Source organism: Ahniella affigens (genome assembly GCF_003015185.1).
GTDB classification, from domain to species: domain Bacteria; phylum Pseudomonadota; class Gammaproteobacteria; order Xanthomonadales; family Ahniellaceae; genus Ahniella; species Ahniella affigens.
This window is the reverse complement of sequence record NZ_CP027860.1, coordinates 1,951,620-1,970,461: the sequence shown is the minus strand read 5'-3', so window position 1 is coordinate 1,970,461 and position 18,842 is coordinate 1,951,620. Positions and strand designations below refer to the sequence as shown.

At 61.2% G+C, this 18,842-nt stretch carries 12 protein-coding genes; 3 read left to right on the top strand and 9 right to left on the bottom strand.

Features of this window, described 5'->3' with window-relative positions; genetic code table 11:
• Nucleotides 1-169 precede the first annotated feature (169 nt).
• On the top strand, nucleotides 170-556 hold the full coding sequence (locus C7S18_RS07740; protein ID WP_206207999.1) for an SET domain-containing protein: 387 nt from the start codon (nucleotides 170-172) through the stop codon (nucleotides 554-556).
• Nucleotides 557-626: 70 nt separating this feature from the next.
• Here the strand turns inward: C7S18_RS07740 and tldD are convergent, their stop codons facing one another.
• Entirely contained in the window at nucleotides 627-2,078 is a 1,452-nt protein-coding gene (gene tldD, locus C7S18_RS07735) for a metalloprotease TldD (RefSeq protein ID WP_106891012.1), read from the bottom strand.
• A 55-nt stretch (nucleotides 2,079-2,133) separates the two neighbouring features.
• The gene (orn, locus tag C7S18_RS07730) at nucleotides 2,134-2,682 is read right to left on the bottom strand and encodes an oligoribonuclease (protein WP_425481092.1); all 549 of its coding nucleotides are present in this window, start codon (nucleotides 2,680-2,682) and stop codon (nucleotides 2,134-2,136) included.
• A 135-nt stretch (nucleotides 2,683-2,817) separates the two neighbouring features.
• Here orn and C7S18_RS07725 point away from each other — a divergent pair, with 135 nt between their 5' ends.
• Nucleotides 2,818-3,480 (top strand): Bax inhibitor-1 family protein, encoded by a 663-nt coding sequence (locus tag C7S18_RS07725; protein WP_106891010.1) that lies wholly within the window; start codon nucleotides 2,818-2,820, stop codon nucleotides 3,478-3,480.
• Nucleotides 3,481-3,546: 66 nt separating this feature from the next.
• Here the strand turns inward: C7S18_RS07725 and C7S18_RS07720 are convergent, their stop codons facing one another.
• The 3 genes from C7S18_RS07720 to C7S18_RS07710 all read right to left on the bottom strand — a co-directional run bounded on the left by C7S18_RS07720 (nucleotide 3,547) and on the right by C7S18_RS07710 (nucleotide 7,658).
• Nucleotides 3,547-4,821, bottom strand: coding sequence for an NAD(P)/FAD-dependent oxidoreductase (locus tag C7S18_RS07720; RefSeq protein ID WP_106891009.1), 1,275 nt, complete (start codon nucleotides 4,819-4,821; stop codon nucleotides 3,547-3,549).
• 20 nt (nucleotides 4,822-4,841) lie between these two features.
• Complete coding sequence (locus C7S18_RS07715) at nucleotides 4,842-5,330, bottom strand: FKBP-type peptidyl-prolyl cis-trans isomerase (RefSeq protein WP_106891008.1); 489 nt, start codon at nucleotides 5,328-5,330, stop codon at nucleotides 4,842-4,844.
• Between the two features lie 303 nt (nucleotides 5,331-5,633).
• On the bottom strand, nucleotides 5,634-7,658 hold the full coding sequence (locus tag C7S18_RS07710; RefSeq protein ID WP_106893963.1) for a DEAD/DEAH box helicase: 2,025 nt from the start codon (nucleotides 7,656-7,658) through the stop codon (nucleotides 5,634-5,636).
• 206 nt (nucleotides 7,659-7,864) lie between these two features.
• Here C7S18_RS07710 and ubiA point away from each other — a divergent pair, with 206 nt between their 5' ends.
• Nucleotides 7,865-8,803, top strand: a complete 939-nt coding sequence (ubiA, locus tag C7S18_RS07705; protein ID WP_106891007.1) for a 4-hydroxybenzoate octaprenyltransferase — start codon at nucleotides 7,865-7,867, stop codon at nucleotides 8,801-8,803.
• 4 nt (nucleotides 8,804-8,807) lie between these two features.
• Here the strand turns inward: ubiA and murD are convergent, their stop codons facing one another.
• The 4 genes from murD to C7S18_RS25110 all read right to left on the bottom strand — a co-directional run bounded on the left by murD (nucleotide 8,808) and on the right by C7S18_RS25110 (nucleotide 18,553).
• On the bottom strand, nucleotides 8,808-10,211 hold the full coding sequence (gene murD, locus C7S18_RS07700) for a UDP-N-acetylmuramoyl-L-alanine--D-glutamate ligase (protein WP_106891006.1): 1,404 nt from the start codon (nucleotides 10,209-10,211) through the stop codon (nucleotides 8,808-8,810).
• Nucleotides 10,201-11,547 carry a UDP-N-acetyl-alpha-D-muramoyl-L-alanyl-L-glutamate epimerase gene (gene murL / locus C7S18_RS07695; protein ID WP_106891005.1) on the bottom strand — a complete coding sequence of 449 codons (1,347 nt, stop codon included), beginning with the start codon at nucleotides 11,545-11,547 and terminating at the stop codon, nucleotides 10,201-10,203. Before murL ends, murD begins: the two co-directional genes overlap by 11 nt.
• Nucleotides 11,544-14,135: a bifunctional aspartate kinase/diaminopimelate decarboxylase gene (locus C7S18_RS07690; RefSeq protein WP_240623997.1), complete on the bottom strand. Its 2,592-nt coding sequence runs from the start codon at nucleotides 14,133-14,135 to the stop codon at nucleotides 11,544-11,546. The genes murL and C7S18_RS07690 overlap by 4 nt, the downstream gene beginning before the upstream one ends.
• 230 nt (nucleotides 14,136-14,365) lie before the next feature.
• A complete protein-coding gene (locus tag C7S18_RS25110; RefSeq protein ID WP_170113163.1) occupies nucleotides 14,366-18,553 on the bottom strand; it encodes a S8 family serine peptidase in 4,188 nt (1,395 codons plus the stop codon).
• Nucleotides 18,554-18,842 lie beyond the last annotated feature (289 nt).

Below are 18,842 nucleotides of genomic sequence, written 5' to 3'. Positions count from 1 at the left end.
CGACGCGACAACTACCTTGACATGCACCGACGTTTGCAAAAGCAACCTTCAAATTGGCGTCGACGCCATTCACCACGCGCCTCAAGAAATGATCATGCGTAGATTCGTTGTCAGGACATCAAGGATCCACGGCCGCGGCGTCTTCGCGTTCAGACCGCTCACAGCGCACATGCGATTGATGCTCTATCAGGGCGAGCGCATCAGCAGCGATGAAGCGGTCGGCCGATACGGGGACAACACGAGTCTCGGCAGTACCTATCTGTTTGCTGTAAATGAGGACTGGTTGATTGACGGCCAGGTTGGTGGCAACAGCGCGCGCTTTATCAATCACAGTTGTGAACCTAACTGCGAGGCCGTGATCTGGGTCGATATCAACGGCGATTCACGGAAGGACAAGGTCTGGATCGAAACACTGCGCGAGATCGAGACCGGTGAGGAACTTACGATCGACTACGCGCTGGAACTCGCAAGCGCGGCAGTGCATCCTGATTTGAAGGCTTGGCAATGCCGATGCGGGCAGCCGAACTGTCGCGGCAGCATGCTAGCAAGTGGCTGATTGCCCCGCTTGGCCGCATCCCATGGATATTGCCGTGTTGAGTGAACTATCGGCCGAGGCTGAAGGCCCGTCAGCCTGCGTTAGTACCGCCCACCGTCATCGCCGAAATCTTCAACGTGGGCTGGCCAACACCCACGGGCACGCTTTGGCCGTCCTTGCCGCAGACACCGACACCGGCATCGAGCTTCAGATCATTGCCGAGCATCGTAATGCGCTGCATGACTTCGGGGCCAGATCCGACCAGCGTGGCGCCCTTCACGGGACGCGTGACCTTGCCGCCTTCGATCAGATACGCCTCGCTCGCTGAGAACACGAATTTGCCGGACGTGATATCGACTTGGCCACCGCCGAAGTTGACGGCGTACAGGCCGCGATCAACCGACGCGATGATCTCGTTCGGGTCTGAAGTACCCGGGCGCAGATACGTGTTGGTCATGCGTGGCATGGGCAGATGCGCAAAGCTTTCGCGACGCGCGTTACCCGTCGGGGCAACGGCCATCAGGCCGGCGTTGTGCTTGTCCTGCATGTAGCCGACCAGGCGGCCGTTTTCGATCAAGGTCGTGCATTGCGTCGTGGTGCCTTCGTCGTCGACATTCAACGAGCCGCGACGGCTCGCCAGGGTGCCGTCATCCACGACGGTGCACAGCGGACTCGTCACTTGCTCGCCCATTCGACCACTAAAGGCCGACAAACCCTTGCGATTGAAATCGCCTTCCAGGCCATGGCCCACCGCTTCGTGCAACAGCACGCCTGGCCAACCCGGGCCTAGCACAACGGGCATTTCGCCTGCCGGTGCGTCGATCGCGTCCAGATTCACGAGCGCCTGGCGCACCGCTTCGCGCGCCTGCTGTTGCGCAAAGTCGCCATCCAGCAATTCGGCATAGCTCATGCGGCCACCGCCGCCCGCTGAGGCTTGTTCGCGGCGGCCATTGGCCTCGACAATCACCTGCACATTGAACCGCACCAACGGCCGCACATCGGCGGCGAGTGTGCCATCACTGTGGGCCAGGAGAATCGTATCGGCGACGGCCGACAGCGACACCACGACCTGGCGCACGCGTGGGTCCAACGCGCGCGCAAACGCATCGATTTCGCGTAGCAACGCGACCTTGCGTGGGACTGGCACCGATTCGATCGGGTCAATCGGCGCATACAAAGCGGCGCGATCTGGATGCCGCTTCACCAACGATTGGCGCTGACCATCCTGACCCGCCTGGGCGATCGCCCGAGCACTGCCTGCCGCTTCCAGCAACGCGGGGAGCACTAGGTCATCGGTGTAAGCGAACCCGGTTTTTTCGCCGGTAATCGCACGCACGCCAACACCTTGCTCGATCGAATGATTGCCTTCCTTGACGATGCCATCTTCCAGCACCCAGCTTTCGTGTCGGCTGTGTTGAAAGTACAGATCGCCGACATCGATGGCAGGCCCCATCAGGCTGGCGAACACCCGGTCCAGGTCCGCAAGGCCTAGGCCCGTGGGACGGAGCAGTTGGTGTTCGGCAAGTTGAATGAGGTCGGTCATGAGGATCCTTGAATACGGTCAAACGAAATGGTGCAAAAACGAATAAGGCTGTCGGTCAGCGCGCCGGCCCTTGCCCGATGCTTCCCATATGTTGCCGGTAATAAGCAAGTTCAAGCACAGATTCGCGGATGTCCGATAATGCCGTATGTGCGCCTTTCTTTTGCAAACCTTCGAGCAGAGCCGGGTGCCATCGGCGCACCAGTTCCTTGACGGTGCTGACATCGATGTTCCGATAGTGAAAGTAGCGCTCCAGATCAGGCATCAATCGGGCCAGAAACCGCCGATCCTGGCAAATGGAATTGCCGCAGATCGGCGACTTGCCAGCGGGTACCCACTGGCGCAGAAACGCGAGGACGGCAGCTTCGGCGCCCGCAAGGGTTGTCTGCGAGGTCAGGACGCGATCCCACAATCCACTACCCGAATGCGTGTTGCGATTCCAGTCATCCATGGCTTCGAGACGGCTCAGCGGGTGATGAATCGCAAGTTCCGGCCCCTCGGCCAGCACATTCAAGTCCTTGTCGGTGACCAGACAGGCGATTTCGATGATGCTGTCGCGATCAGGGTCCAGCCCAGTCATTTCCAGGTCGACCCAGATCAAACGCATGTCTGCTGATTTATCCACGAATCCTTCACTCATCGCGCGTTGATTTGCGCGGATTTTGCCAGATCGTATGCAACTGGAGGCGAATTTCGTGCCACGATTCCATGGCCAACCCAATGATTCACAGGAGGAACTCGAATGAGCCAATACCAAACTCAAACGGCAAGCCAAGCCCTTGACCAACCGCTAACCAACAAAGTCCTGCGCAATGCCTATCTGCTGCTGGGCATGATGCTCGGGCTGTCGGCCTTGGTGACGGCCTACACTATTTCGGCGAAAGTGGCACCGCTCAACAAGTGGCTGATCCTCCTGATTGTCATCGGCTCACCGTTCCTCGTGCTGAGCATGGCACGGTCGGCGCTCGGCGTGCCGGCTGCCCTGCTCTACGGCGCGTTGATCGGCTATGTGTTTGGGCCGATTGTCGGTTTCTACTTCGCTGCCGGTCCGCAGATCGTGCTGAACGCGTTTGCCGGTACCGCGCTGATCTGCGGTGGTCTGTCGGCGTTTGCCGTGTTCTCGCGGAAGGATTTCAGCTTCCTTGGCGGATTCTTCTTTGTCGGGTCGCTGATTGTGCTGGCAGCCATCATCGCGAACTTGATCTTCCAGATTCCGGCACTGTCGCTCGGTATCTCGGCGGTCGTGGTGCTGCTCTCTGCCATCGGCATTCTGTACTTCACCAGCCAGGCCATACATGGCGGCGAAACGAATTACGTGGTGATCGCAGTCGGCCTATTTGCGGAAGTGTGGAGCATGTTCCTCTCGCTGCTCCGAATCTTCGGCATCTTCGGCGGCGACGACTGAAACTGCGCACCAAGTGCACTGCATCCAGAAAACACCGCAGAGACCCTGCGGTGTTTTCGTTTGTAGTCACCCAAACCGGGCCGGCAGCATCGGCTTTGGGTCAAACGGCGTGGCACGCTCCTGAATCATGGCGGCCAGCTGCTCGGCCGTGGCCGCCGACATACTCATGCCGAGCATGCCGTGGCCAGAGGCAATCCAGAGCCCGCGATGCCTAGGGGCCGGGCCAATGATCGGCAAATCGTCAAACGTCATGGGCCGAAAACCGTACCACTGCTCGACTTCGCTCGGCCCATAGGGCTCCAGCAGATATTCGGCCGCGCCACGTTTGATCGCCGCAATGCGAAGTGGGTTCAGACGCTCGCTGAGGCCAGAAAATTCCATTGTGCTGCCTAGTCGATAGGCACTACCCCAAGGGGTGACACAAATCGCGCGCTCCTTGAGCACGAGCGGCAACGCAGGCGGCTGACTAGGTTTTTCGAACGTAATGGAGTAGCCCTTGCCAGGTTGGATGGGGAGTCGAATTCCGAGCGTGTTACCGAGCTTTGGCGACAACACCCCAGACGCCAGAACGACCTCGCGAGCCTTGATGGTTTTCCCGCCGGCCGTGACGCCCTGAACCTGCCCTGCTTGCTCGACAAATCCAGACACCGCGCAATGCTCGGTGACGGTTACGCCATGTTTGCGAACTCCTGCCAGAAGCGCCGCAACATAGCGATCCGGACGAAACTCGGCGTCGCCCGGGTAGAAGTGCCCCGCATGGATATCGGCCTTCAAACCAGGCGACATTCGCAGGACTTCGGCACCGCTCTTCGGCAACATGTCGATGCCGATCTCGCTCAATAGTGGGCGCAGCGCTTCTTGCGCGGCAAAGGTGGCCGGGTCTTTGTAGACGGCGATCTGCCCCCGCGCAGCGAACTCGCACTCCCACTGTTCGGCGGCGATCCAGTCGGCCAATCGCGTTCGCGACGCCTTCAGAAACGCCGCCTTGTAGCGCCCCACGTCACGCATCGCGGTGTCGTTGCAGCGCCCGGCAAACCGAAACAACCAAGTCCAGAGCGCCGGATCCACACGCGGCTGCACGTAGAACGGCGCATCCCGCTTCAACATCCAGCGCAACGCTTTGACCACCATGCCGGGCTGCGCCAACGGCAACGCATGCGATGGCGTCAGCGTGCCGCAATTGCCGTGTGAAGCACCGCCACCTGCTCGGCCCTGATCGAGCACCAACACATCACGGCCCGCTTGACGCAAGGCGTACGCCACCGACAAGCCGATGACACCGGCGCCGATGATCAGGACGTCGGCTTGGTCAGGCAGGGAATCGGCAGGCACTGCCGACATCGTCGCGCGCAGGGTTCGGCTTAGTGATGATGGCCGCCCGGACCGTGGGCATGACCATGCTCGAGTTCTTCGGTCGTCGCATCGCGCACGTCGGTGATCTCGATGTCGAAATTCAGCGTCACGCCGGCAAGCGGGTGATTGACATCGACATCCACCACGCTGGCACCGACCTTCAGCACGCGCACCTGCTGCGGACCGAACTTGGTTTGCAATACCACTTCGTCGCCAGCCTTCAGGCGCTCAGCGTTTGGGAAATACTTTTTGGACAAGCGCTGCACGGCGTCGTCGCGGCGTTGACCGTAGCCATCTTCCGGTGCGATTTCGAGCACAAACTTGTCGCCGACGATTTTGCCTTCCAGACCTTTCTCGACACCCGGGATCAGCTGACCACGACCAGCCAGGATCACCAAAGGTTCGCCGCGCTCACGTGAGGAATCGATCACCTCGCCGTTCTGGGCATCGGTCAGGACATAGTGGAAAGACACCACCGAATTCGTTGCGACTTGCATGAGCTCATTCTCCAAAAGACAGCTCGGTAGTATACCAGTTCAATCTGGGCCGGGCTTGCGCAGTCGACACGCTGCTAACGACCCTAAAACCGATAGACGCCCTATAGGGAGCCTCTGAACGCGTTCAGAGTCGTTGCGGGCCATGGCTGGCCCGCCCAGAATCAATCGCGCAAGTGCTTGATTCTGGCTCATTGAGTCCGGACACGTGCCGGAGACTCAATGCGGGTCGGTGCCTCAGTGCGAGTCCGAAAGTCCAGCTTGGACTGAATCATATCCTCGCTCGGGGCGTCTTTCTCTGATCGATCAGTACTTCCGCTTTGGTTTGCCCAAACCTGCTTTGCCAAGACCCGGTTTGCCTAGGCCCGGTTTGCCTGGACCACCCTTGCCGGCACTTGGTTTGCCCACAGGCTTGTCCCGACGCGGACGATCGTCACCGGCAAACTTTTCTGGTTTCCCGCGGAACGGCGGTGGACTATCTTCCCAACGGCGAATATCCAACGTCTTGCCCGACACCCACACCTTCTTCAGGTGCTGGAACAGGTCGGTCGGCATGCCTTCCGGCAGGTCGATCAGGCTGTAGTCGTCAAAGATTTCGAGCCGTCCGATATGACCGGATTCCAGGCCCGCCTCATTGGCGATTGCACCGATGATATTGCGCGGCATGGCGCCGTTGACGCGGCCGACCGCAATTCGGAACGTTTCGAACCCATCTTCCTTGCGACGCTCACGGCGTTCGCGCGGTGCCGGACGCTCGCTGCCGCGGGCACTAGGCGCCTCGTCGTCAAAACGCTCGATCCGGGGGCGCTTAGTCGGCGCGGACTCATCGCGACTCGGCGCTTCCGCGCTGATGGCGTGCTGGCGCGGCGGCAACGGTTCGGCATCTTGGTGCCGACGGCGGGTCGGCCGCTCGTCGCGATCGGCGCGCTTGGTGAACGGACGCTCGTCGCGGCTGTCGTTCTGGCGGAACTTCTGGAACGGTTCGCGCTTCGAATCCGGCGACACCAGCAGTGGGGTCTCACCTTGCACCATGCGTGCGAGCGCGGCCGCAATTTCAATGGTGCTGGTGCCGTGCTCCCGCTCGAACTCCTCGATCAGCTCCAGGAACACCGCAAGACCGCCCTGAGCCAGCGCCTCGGTGATCCGGCTCTTGAACTTGCTGACGCGACTTTGGTTGATCGCATCGACTGTCGGCAGATCCATTGGCTCGATGATCTGGCGCGTGACGCGCTCGATCGTGCGCAGCATGCCGCGCTCGCGTGGCGATACGAACAGGATTGCGTCGCCACTGCGGCCCGCGCGGCCGGTCCGGCCAATCCGATGCACGTAGCTTTCCACGTCATACGGCACATCGAAGTTGACCACGTGGCTGATGCGATCGACGTCCAGACCGCGTGCGGCCACATCAGTGGCCACCAGAATGTCGAGCGAGCCGTCTTTCAGTTTGGCAATCGTCTTTTCCCGCAGCGCCTGCGGGATATCGCCGTTGATCGCCTGCGCCGAAAATCCACGCGCGGCCAGCTTCTCGGCAAGTTCTTCGGTTGCCTGCTTGGTGCGGGCGAACACGATCATGCCTTCGAACGGTTCGACTTCTAAAATGCGCGTCAGCGCCTCGAGCTTTTGCGCGGGCGAACCGAGCCAGTAACGCTGCTTGACCGTTGTGGCCGTGCGCGTCTTCGACGCGATGGCGACTTCAACCGGGTTCTTCAAATACGTGTCGGCAATCTTCTTGATCGGCGCCGGCATGGTCGCCGAGAACAGCGCGATCTGGCGCTCGGGCGGCGTCTTGTCGAGAATGGCGCGGACATCATCGATGAAGCCCATGCGCAGCATTTCGTCCGCTTCGTCCAGCACGAGCGTCTTCAGTTTGGACAAGTCCAGTGTGCCGCGCTCCAGATGATCGATCACGCGGCCTGGTGTGCCCACCACCACATCAACGCCGCGACGCAAGCCCTGCAATTGCTGACCATAGCCCTGTCCGCCATAAATCGGCAGCACATGAAAATCTTCCAACTTGGAGGCGTATTTCTGGAACGCTTCGGCGACCTGGATGGCCAATTCGCGCGTCGGACACAACACCAAAGCCTGCGGCAGCCGCTGGTCCGGGCTGATGCGCGCCAGAACCGGCAGTGCGAAGGCAGCCGTTTTGCCGGTACCCGTTTGCGCCTGGCCAAGCACGTCGCGACCTTCCAGCAGTGGCGGAATCGTCGCGGCCTGAATCGGCGACGGCGTCTCGTAGCCAACGGCAGTTAGCGCGTCGAGCAGACTCTTCGGGAGATTTAATTGATCGAACCGCAGCGACTCTGCGGCAGGAGCTTCGGACTTGGGCATTTCGGGCGCCTTGGAAAGGGGTGGCGCCACCGGCGCGGCCGCGGATTGTAGCGAGCCGCGGTTCTTCTGTCCGGAACGAACCATGAACCGGACACCGGTGTGCAGCGTCATTGTAAACCCTCGGAACGCTGTCGCGCAGTGGCTGGAAGCATCGGCGGCCACTTGGCACAATCATCCACCTTACCCTTCGAGGACAGGCTTCGGCCATGCCGAAACAAAGCCACGCGGTTCCGTCATCCAGACCCTCAGTCGCGCCTGCGGTGGTCCGCGCACCGCGCTGGCAGCAATACGCGCTCCTGATGCGCCTGGACAAGCCGATCGGCTGGCTCCTGCTGCTGTGGCCAACCTGGTGGGGGCTCTGGGCTGCCGCGCGTGGTGTGCCGTCTTGGAAGAACCTGATCATCTTCAGTATCGGCGTCATCCTGATGCGCTCGGCCGGCTGCGTGATTAACGACTATGCCGATCGCAAGCTCGATCCGCAGGTTGCCCGCACGCGCCAGCGCCCGATTGCGTCCGGCCAGGTCAGCCCCCGGGAGGCGCTGCTGCTATTCGCTGCGTTGATGGTGCTGGCGTTTCTGCTCGTTTGCCTGACCGACCTGCTGACCATCGAACTGGCGTTTGTGGGCGCGGCACTGGCGATCGTCTACCCATTCATGAAGCGCGTCACGTTCATGCCGCAGCTCTGGCTCGGTGCGGCATTTGGCTGGGCAGTGCCTATGGCCTACGCGGCCGAATCCGGGGGTGTTGACCGGATCGCCGCGTTGCTGTTCCTCGGCAATGTGCTGTGGTCCACGGCCTACGACACCATTTACGCGATGGTCGATCGTGACGATGATTTGAAAGCCGGCGCCAAGTCCACCGCCATTCTGTTCGGCGACCTCGATCTGATCGCGATCGCCATCATCCACGTGACCTTTCTCGTCTGCATGGTTTTCGCCGGGCAGCAACTCGGGCTGGGTTGGCCGTTTTACCTCGGCTTGGGGCTTGCGACCCTATGGATCGGACTGCAGCATTGGCTGATCCGGAAACGCGACCCGGCCGCTTGTTTTCGGGCCTTCCGGCTGAGCCACTGGGCGGGCGCGCTGATCTTTCTGGGCATGGCCGTGTCGTTTGCACTGGATTTGGCCAACGCCGCCAAACCCTGAGTGCTCAGGCAATTCCGAGTCCGGCAATCCCAGCAATGTCGTCGCTGGCAAACCCTGCCAATTCGGCGAAATGCTTGCCCCGCGCCACGTAGTCCTTGAACTGCCCAAAGCTCGGCGCGCCCGGCGACAGCAACACTGTGCCGCGCTCGCTGCGGTCTTGAGTGGCTGACAACGCCAGCTGTGCGAGCGCAAACGCCGCATCGAACCCAGCGGCAAATTGGGCACGCATCGCTGCGCGCTCGGCGTCGGTCAGACTGGCGAACACGCGTGCGCCGGCTGCGCCCGTCCAAATCAACGCAGTGGGCGGCTGACGGCACATCCTGGCAATGAAGTCTTGCCAGTCGAGCCCGCGATCATGGCCGCCAACGATCTGCGCGACTGGCAATCCATTTCGCGCGGCAAATTCGTAAGCGGCCAACGCGGCCGCCGGGGTGGTGGCAATGCTGTCGTTGATATAGCGAATCCCGGATCGCACACCCAGCGTCTGCAACCGGTGCGGCAATGGTTGAAACGTTGCCAAGGCCGGTGCCGCAAGAATGGCGTCGTAGCCCAGCAACGCAATCGCGGCCAGCGCCGCGCAGGCGTTCTCCGCGTTGTGGCGGCCCGGAATCGGTAGCTGATCGATCGGAAACACCGCGTCGCGGCCATGGCAGATAAAACAGCCTGCCACATGCCAGCCTTGCGCCTGGTTGTACCAATGCGTACTGCCCCGGGAACCGTCTGTCGGCATGGCTGCCAGTACGGGATCACTCGCATTCAACAGCACCTGTTCGGCGCCCTGAATCAATGCGAGCTTATCCTGCCGATAGCGCGTCACGCTGCCATGCCAATCGAGATGCTCTTCCAACAGATTGTTGATGACGGCAAGCGTCGGTTTCGCGTCGGCATCGCGGGTCTGAAAGCTGGATAGCTCGATGACCCAGATGGCTGGCGGCTCATCAGGATCGAGCACTTCGAGCAGCGGCAGTCCAATATTGCCAGCCAGGCCCGTGCGAACGCCCAAGCTGCGCAGCAAGTGCGCGATCAGACTTGTGGTTGTGCTCTTGCCCTTGGTTGCGGTGACACAGATCGTGCGCGCCGAACGGTGTGCGGCGAACCACAGCTGGCTGCCCGACACGAAGCGCACGCCGGTGTCCGCTGCGGCCTCGACCGCTACTTGATAGGGACTGATGCCGGGCGACTTGATGACCACATCAAATCGCCGCAACACGGTCGCGTCCACTACGGAACAATCGATGTCGACATGATCCAGGTTCAGTCCCGCAACGTCTTCGCGCTCAGCGGCACTGCACAGCACGACCAAGCCCTGACCGGGGCATGCGCGCCGAACGGCCAGCAACGCCGCGCGACCTTCGCGACCAAACCCCCAGATCGCGACCTTGCAACCCCTGAGTGCCTCAAGCTGCATGCAGGATCTTGGCCAGGGCCGCTGGCACGAAGTGATCACCCTCGGCAGCCAGCAGCGGCGCCAATGCCAATTCGGCCGAATCGAGTTCGGGGGCAATGTGCTGCGCAAAGCGCTTGACGATGGCGTCCTCGCGCCACTCAGCGCGCTGGGTCAGCTCGGCCATCGCCGCTCGCGACTCTCGCCCCTCTCCCACACATTCAAAGGGCTTGAACTGCGCATTGACTTCCAGGAGGCCATCGAACGCCGTAGCCAGATCCGCCCGATCGAGCAGATTCTGACCAAAGATGCCGAGCAGCTTGGTTTTGGACAGGAACGGCGCGAGGCCCAGAAACACGAAGTGGCACTTCGGGCACTCGCCGCACCAACGCTGCGTGGGCCGGTCACCCAAAATTCGAAAATTCCGATTGCAGCTGGAGAAGCTCGCGAAGTACCGATCAAGCTTGGCGAAGCGTTGGGTCACGGCGAGCTCAGACAGGGCTCTGAGCGCCGAGAAGTAGTTCAAGTCGGTCGCAATGGTGCGCGCAATTTCCTGGCGCAAGAGCTGTTCGAAACGAAGGCTCTTGCTCCACTGATGATTGACGGCAAAGCCGTCCTTGACGAGATTCGCACTCGATGCCGACCGCTCGTTCGAAAAGACAATGGCGGAGCAGTCATAGATCAACGCCGCAACGACCAAGATCACCGAATTGATCGCCGTGACCGGAATGTGCCCGTTGTACGCGCCGGCGCGATTGAGGGCAAACAGATGCGGGCTCAGTTCCCGGCCGATCATCAGGCCAGGCAAGCCCGATTCGGCAATCACGTTGGCGATCAACGGCGAACTGCCCACCTGCACAGCCAGATTGTCCTGCCCGAGTTCGCGCAGTGCTTCCAACGTGACCAGGGAATCTTTGCCACCACCCACGGGCACGAGATTGCGGTTCCGTAGACCCAAATGGGCAGCCGGAGCGCTTGCAGCAGATGCTGCCGGGAAGTGAATCCGGCCGCGCAGATCAAGCTGATTCTGGTGAGCGAACTCACCCAGCCCATGCAAGTACAGCTCCTCCAGCATGGCGGCCCGCGGCGCATCGACCCCAGCGCCGTGAATGACGATCGATTCGGGCACAGCCGCTTTGTAATAGCTGACCCCGACAATCAGATGCAGGAGCTGTAACGCGCTGGCCAGTGCCTGCTCGCGACCAGGGTGCACAGCAGGCGCATTCGGAAACGTGATCCGCTCCACCAGGTCTGGCCCCTGGTCGAATCGGTAACAGAGCGCCGCAACCCCGGTTGCAGGGTCGTAGTCGGCCGAGACAAACTCGAAACGACGCAGCGATTTCGGATCGAGCGCTATCACAACATGACCTCATCAGCAGCAGGGCGACGGTTGTACTGCGACGCCATGACCGCGCCGTAGGCGCCAGCATGGCTCAGCAGCAGCACATCGCCGACCTCCGGGGCAGCGATACGACGGTCCCGGCCGAGCACATCCCCGCTTTCGCAGATCTGGCCGACCACCGTCACCAAAGTATCAGCTGGCTGGCCCGCCTTGCTCAAGTTCCAGATGCCATGGTAAGCCTCATACAGCGCCGGGCGCGCCAGCACATGCATGCCAGCGTCGACGCCGACAAACTGCACGCCCTGTTTGTGCTTGATCTGCGTCACCCGCGTCAGGAGCACGCCCGCCTCGGCCACCAAGAAGCGCCCGGGTTCCATCCACAGTTCAAACTGCGGGTAGGCCGCCTTGACCTCAGCCAACGTGGCCGCCAACGCGGCCAGATCGAGCGGGCGTTCATCCGGCCAGTACGGCACACCCAAGCCGCCGCCAATGTTGAGTACCGCGACCGACGGAATCCGCTCGGCCAAGCTTGCCAAATGGGCATAAACCTCGCGGAAATGCCCAAGGTCCAGAATGCCGGAACCGAGATGCGCGTGCAGGCCATACACGATCGCGCCCGCGGCCTGCGCCGCTTGCAATGCTGCAGGCAGGTCGTTCAGCGCAATACCGAACTTGGAGCGCGCACCGCCCGTGCGGACTTTGTCGTGATGCCCGCGACCCACGCCAAGATCCAGGCGCAAGAGGATCCGCCGCCCGGCGTAGGCGTCCGGCGCGAATTGCAATGCCTGTACGGCATCAACACTCAACTCGGTAGCCTGCGTGCACGCCGCACGCAATTCGTCGGCGCTCGCAAAGTTCGGGGTGTACAAGCGCGCCGCTTTGGGCGCCGCCGCCTGGGCCTGCGCCAACTCCCCCGGCGAGACGCATTCGATGTCGAGCCCCGCTTCGGCAATCAGTTTCAGTACGGACGCGTGGTCATTGGCCTTCTGCGCATAAAACCAGCGATCAACGCTGCTGATCGCCCGGAGCGCCTGGGCGCGTTCGCGAATGGTGTCGGCGTGATAGACGTAGCGCGGACTCCGACCGGCAGCGACATCCAGCAGTGCCGCCTGCTCGGTCTGCCACCAAGGCGTGGGCGCACTGTGCTCGGATCGATAGAGACTGCTCCAGCTTGGGCCGAATACGGCCATATCATCGACTCGCATGACGCCGGCATGCACCAACGCCTGGTGCAGGTTACCGAGCAGGCCAACCGCTTCGGATTCGTCGACAACAAACGTGAGATTCAAGTCGTTCGAGCTCTGCGATATCAGATGCACGCGCCGACTGCCGACTTCGCCAAATACCGCCGACAATCTGGACAACATCGCACGCATGCCACGACCGACCAACGTAATGGCTGCGCATGGGCCAATCACTTTGACCCGACAAACCTTCGCCAAATCGGTACACAGCGCTTCCAGCACATTGGAATTGACGAGGTTTTCGCTCGGATCCAAAGACACCGTCACGTTCGTTTCGGCCGAACCAATCAGGTCGACCGACAATCCATGCTGCTTGAATGCGGCGAATACATCGGCAAGAAATCCGACCTGATTCCACATACCCAGCGTTTCCATCGACACCAGCACCACGCCTTTGCGCTGGCTGATCGCCTTGATGCTCGGCGCGCGCTCCTTTGTCTTCGCGCAAATGACCGTTCCGGCGAGGTCCGGCCGATTCGTGTCCTTGATCCACAACGGGGTGTCTGTTTCGCGAACCGGACCAATCGAGCGCGGATGCAATACTTTGGCGCCCGTGGTCGTGATTTCCTGCGCTTCCTCGAAGTCCAGTTCACCGAGCAACCGCGCCTCCGGCACCTGCCGTGGATCGGCGCTGAACATGCCGGCGACGTCTGTCCAGATCTCGACTCGTTCAGCCCCCAGAACGGCTCCCAGATACGCCGCACTGGTATCAGAACCGCCGCGCCCGAGAATGACCGTCTGGCCATCGGCGTTCCGAGCCATGAAACCAGGTGCGATGTGGGTTGAGGCTTCAGCCAGCAGCCGCTGATTCCAAATGGGCTGACGTTGGCACTGGCAATTGACCGATAGCCACCGGCCCCAATCACTTTGGTTCTCTTCATCGATGGCTTGCAGGACCTGGCGGGAATCCAGCCAATCCGCTTCGGTCTGCCAGTGCCGGAACAGCGCGACGCCGAGCTGGCTGGACAACAGTTCGCCCTGCGCCATGAGCCGGGCCTGCCAATCCAGTTTGGCCGATAAGTCTGAGGCCTGTTCGACGAGCGCTGCCAATTCGGCGAGTTGCCGCACCACGCTCTCGGGCATCGCCAGACCGAGACTGTCGAGCAATTGCTCGTGCTTGCTCCGGATGTCGGTCAGCGCCTGTTGCCGCACAGATGCGCCAGTGGCATCGATGATGGCTTGCAGAAGGTTGGTGACTCCGCTGAGCGCCGACACGACGATCACGACCTGGAATCCGTCCCGACGCCGCGCTTGGCTGATCTCATGGATCGCCCGCCAACGGGCCGCCGTGGCAACACTCGTACCACCAAATTTCAGCACCACGAACCGGTTGGTTGGTGCCATTGTGTGCGTTTCAGACATGGACTGAAGAGATCGTGGAAAGCCTGAAATGCTAGCGCTGCCGCGCGCTCAACGGCGCGGCATTCTTATGGCATTTCAACGCGCAGAATCAGCATAAGCGTCGCTTCACGGCTCGCCGCCGTGCGATTTGATCGCGTCAATCTGGTGTCGGGCTCCAATCGAGCGAGTCCGACATCAGATCGAGCTCGCTCATTGAACCGCCCCTCGGCGATACGTCAGTCAACAACTGGTCAAGGCGCGCAAGACAGGTCCGGCGTCAGCTTGGACCAGTCGACGTTGTTCTGAACCCACGTTCCGGTCAAGTTGTTGCGGAACGTCAGGTTGCTCGTAAACGAGCCCTGATTGGCTGTGGTCAGCGTGCGGCTCGCCGTGCCGACCGACGTTCGCGTCGTCGGTACGAGTGCACAAGTCGGACAGAACCCGCTGACCTGGAAGAATGTCTTCTGCAAGGTCGGCGCGTACGTGCCATCACCAATCAGCCATCGTGGCAGACCGAGATCGTCATAGACATAGAGCGCCTCACCTTCGAAGTTTCCGGCAAAGTTGAGGAAGTAGCTGCCCCAACCGGATTGATCCGGCCGCAACCAACCGCCACCGACCGAGAAGTTGCCATTCGCGCATTGCGGCACGCCGATCGGCTGGAACGGCTCACTGCCGTAGGCGCCATCGACCATCCACGAGAACACGAACGTGCCGTTGCCGGTTTGCGTCAGAATGACCTTGCCCACGAGCTGCGGCTGATCGCGACTGCCGTTCCATGTGGAGCGGAACAGATTGGCCGTCCACACGCTATCGGTCTCGTTGACAAACGAGCTCTGCGCCGTATACCAAACCGGATTCCCAGCAAAATCGAAGGTGTACCAAGCCATCGCCCACAGGTTTGGCAACGTCGCCAGGAACAACCCGTGACCGCTCCGGCCAGGATTGAAATAGCCGTTGGAAGGTGCGCGCGTCGTGTTGCTGTTGAATTCGCCGACCACCGACAACGTTACCGTCGATACCGTCGTGCCACTGTTCACCGGGGTGATGTAGTAGCGCCCGGCGGTCAACTGCGAGCCTTCCAATGCCACGACTTCATTGTTGCTCGCAGTGGCCGAACTGAACGGCTGCTGGTTGCGCGGCGGCGCTGGTGCGAAGACCGGTGGCGTCGGCGCCGCGGTCGCCTTCGACACGTAAAGGTCGACGTTGCCACCGATACCCTCAGCACGCATCACCAACGCGGTTTGATTCGGCGGCACATCCACCACAATCCGCTCGTGCACCTGACCGGGCTGCAGCGACAAGGTCTTGGTGTCGGACCGGGCGTTCATGACGATCGGCGGCAGTTGCGCGTCGGTATTGCGCGTCACGATCACCGGGATGTTGACAATGTTGCCGGCATGGTTGCGATCAGCACCAATTCGGATCACCGTGATGGCTTTCTTGCCAGGAGCCACGTCCGTCAGAAGCCATGAAAAATCAATCGGCAGCTCCTGGCGTTCGTTGGTTCGGCCAAGCATGGCTTTGGCGACCCCACCCAAATTGCTATCCACCTCAAGGTACGTGCTCGTATACACGTTGATCTCGGGTGCCGGATTGTCCGCTGCCGAAGAGAAATTCTGCACCATGATCCAATAGTTGATCGGCCGGCTCGAAGACAGTGCTGGCAATTCCACCAAACAGGCATCTGCATCGCCGACTGAACGCGTGCTGGCGCAAAGCAGTTCATCGACTTCCGGGATCTCGTTGTCATTGCGATCGAAGCCAACGAATAAGTCCATGTCCTGGGTCGCGGCGGGTCGAACGTCCACATACAGAATGCCATCGTTACCCTCTGGCCCGAGCGTCGGCAACGGCACGTAGCGGACAAAGTTCTGCCCCGTGTTATCGAATGCATCATCGTTCGTGCTATCGACCGGAATGACCGGATTCGCCGACACAATCGCCTTCATGCGCGTGGTCTTGACCGTGGCTTCTGCCAAGCTGGCGGCGATGGGCACGTTCATGGTGAGGGCGCCGGCGGAATTGGCGTTGGTGACATTCAATGCAAACGCCGACGCCCCACCCGATGCAAACACCGAAACCGGCACCACCGTTGGGCTGACGCCATTCGGATCAGTCGTGCTCGTAAACCGCAGTGTTCCTTCCAACCAGCGGCCGTAAGCGCTCGGTTCGGTGACAGACACGGTGATACGCACGGTGACTGATTGGCCGGCGGTCAGGCTGATTGCGTTCGGTTCGGCTTGCACACTGAAGCCCGAGTTCCCGGTCGATGCAATCGACCAGCTACCACCCACATTTGCCGTGACCGTGCGATCGAATGTGCAGCGAGACACACAAGCCTCGCTGTGCAGGTAAGGCATGTTGAGGCTTTCTGGATTGCCGCCAGCTGCTGGATTCGAAGCCAAGAACGCATCTTTGCTGACCTTGAAATGAAGTCCCGCCTTCATTGCTGCCGGAATGTTGGCCATGCCGGCACCACCTTCATAGAACGCAGCCGGTGTCAGCCCGTCCTCCTTCAGGACCGTTGCATTGGCGGTCGTCAGTAATGCTGATTCCAGTTGATCAGACGTCCAATCTGGATGCGCGGCAGCAAGCAATGCAATCGCCCCGGCAATATGGGGCGACGCCATGGAGGTGCCGGTTAGCACATCGAAGCTGGTTGGACTGGGTTGGAAAGCGGCGACGATGTTTGTCCCCGGCGCCGCAATGTTTGGCTTCAGATAGCCCGAGAACGGTGCGACCGGACCACGGCTGCTGCTTTCGGCCAAAGTGCCGACCGCGCCGCCGGTCTGGACATTCAGCCCATCGATGCGCGCACGGATCTGACCATTGCCCTGTCGCGCAGTGCGCAGCGCTGTTTTGAGGCGCTGCCCATCCTGAAAGGTCACGTGCACGGTTGGCAGTGTCGTGAACGGATTGGGCGCATTGCCATTACCATCGATCTCACGGTTCGCGATCACCAGACCAACGGCACCAGCGCTCGCAACGCGAAGGGACTTCTGGATTGAGAAGTCCGACCGGCCGTTATCGCAAACGACGATTCGGCCCGTAAAGGTGCCGCCCGGAAACGACGTGGTACAAGTCGGATCGCCAAAGTCGCCGGCATACACCACCTGCGCCTCGGCAACGCCACCGCTGATACCCTGCCCGCCCAACGAAAATGGCGTGGTGATGCCGGTGCCATTGATGTTGCCGAGCACGGTCGTGTAGCGCTTGCTGCTGTACGTGTTGGCAACCGCTACCACCCAAGGCGCATTGGCCGGCGAACCCACGGTAAAGTTGATCGGGCCGGCGTTGCCCGCAGAGACCGCTGCCAGCGTCCCAGCCACCCGCAGATCGAGGAAGGCCCGGGGATCGCCCCAGGGTGACTGCGCCGCGCCACCGAGACTGAAGTTGATGACATCGACGCCATCTGCCAAGGCCTGATTTAGCGCCGCCAAGGTGGCGGCGAAAGGACACGAGAGCTCACCTTCGCCGCATGCTTTGTAGGCGATGATGTTCGCACGGGGCGCAACACCGGTTGCGCTGATCGGGAACGAAGCCGATAGGGCCGTAACCTGTCCCGAAACCGGATTACCGGCGGCCGTTGCGGCCACATGGGTGCCATGCCCACCTAAGTCGAGGCCCGCACTCGCGCCCTGCGCGCCGGTCTCGTTGACGAAATCGTAGATTCCGATCAGCTTGTCATTGCACCGCGGATCCGTGCCGCCCGCGCACACGCCGTAGCGGGTGCCGCGGGGGTTTGTATGGTTGTAACCGTCCGGAGACAAGTCTGCGAAAGACGGGTGCCCGTAGTTGATGCCAGAGTCGACAATCCCTACCACGACGCCTTCACCGCGCGTCTGCAAGACGCTGCCGGGAATCGTGCCGGTCCAGACTTGATCGGCCCCGATGTCGCGCGTGCCGACATCGCTTTGCAGCTGATACACAGTCTCACGCGTGACCGACTGCACCAAAGGATGGTCTCGCAGCGCCGCCGCTTCGGATTCCGAGAGTGTCAACGCAAAGCCATTGCCGATGAGGTCCCAGCGCAATTCGCTCGCCAGCGTTCGGCCGACCGTAGACGACAGTTCCGACAAAGCGCGATCTTGCGCGGCATGCAGATACTCGCGATATGCGATGACAGCTGGTGTATCGGCACGGAATCGCTGGCCGCCGTTCGCCTCGGGCGCAGTCGGCTGCAGCCGGATGGCTTTGCCGATGCTGCCAAGTTGGTCGAGGCTTCGAAAAGCGACGGCTGACGGTTCTTTGAGCTCCACCAGGTAGCGATTGGTGTGATGTCGTTTGGCCGCATGATCGGCTAAAGACGCGCCCGCTTTCTGCGTTGGGCCGATCGCCAACGGGGTTTGTTCCACGGTGGCCGCAAAACTGACCCATGGGCTCACGGCCAATCCCGCGATCACAACCAAGCGTCGCCATTGTTGTCGATTGATCATCACTGCACTCCTAATTTTCGCTCTTTGTCGCCCGCAGTGGCAGCGCCAACTCCGAGCCATTTACCGGATCACGCTTCCCCACGCTTCCGTAACTTATCCAACTACCGTGGCACAAAGCTGAACCCATTGCCAACGGCCACGCCACGATCGTTTGGCGACCAGGGATTGGCTACCTGGGCAATGATCGGGATACCGCCCGGCAGCAGCCAAACGACCGGCATGTGCGCACCCGGTGGACCCTCTGGTGGTCTTGCGCCGGCTCTGGGGCCAGATCAGCCGCATTCAGGTT

Coding starts and splice junctions, on each gene's coding strand:
- C7S18_RS07740 (WP_206207999.1), top strand. CDS start 170: ATGCGATTGATGCTCTATCAGGGCGAGCGCATCAGCAGCGATGAAGCG.
- C7S18_RS07690 (WP_240623997.1), bottom strand. CDS start 14,135: ATGTCTGAAACGCACACAATGGCACCAACCAACCGGTTCGTGGTGCTG.
- C7S18_RS07725 (WP_106891010.1), top strand. CDS start 2,818: ATGAGCCAATACCAAACTCAAACGGCAAGCCAAGCCCTTGACCAACCG.
- murD (WP_106891006.1), bottom strand. CDS start 10,211: ATGCAGCTTGAGGCACTCAGGGGTTGCAAGGTCGCGATCTGGGGGTTT.
- ubiA (WP_106891007.1), top strand. CDS start 7,865: ATGCCGAAACAAAGCCACGCGGTTCCGTCATCCAGACCCTCAGTCGCG.
- C7S18_RS07720 (WP_106891009.1), bottom strand. CDS start 4,821: ATGTCGGCAGTGCCTGCCGATTCCCTGCCTGACCAAGCCGACGTCCTG.
- C7S18_RS07715 (WP_106891008.1), bottom strand. CDS start 5,330: ATGCAAGTCGCAACGAATTCGGTGGTGTCTTTCCACTATGTCCTGACC.
- tldD (WP_106891012.1), bottom strand. CDS start 2,078: ATGACCGACCTCATTCAACTTGCCGAACACCAACTGCTCCGTCCCACG.
- C7S18_RS25110 (WP_170113163.1), bottom strand. CDS start 18,553: ATGATCAATCGACAACAATGGCGACGCTTGGTTGTGATCGCGGGATTG.
- C7S18_RS07710 (WP_106893963.1), bottom strand. CDS start 7,658: ATGCCCAAGTCCGAAGCTCCTGCCGCAGAGTCGCTGCGGTTCGATCAA.
- orn (WP_425481092.1), bottom strand. CDS start 2,682: ATGCGTTTGATCTGGGTCGACCTGGAAATGACTGGGCTGGACCCTGAT.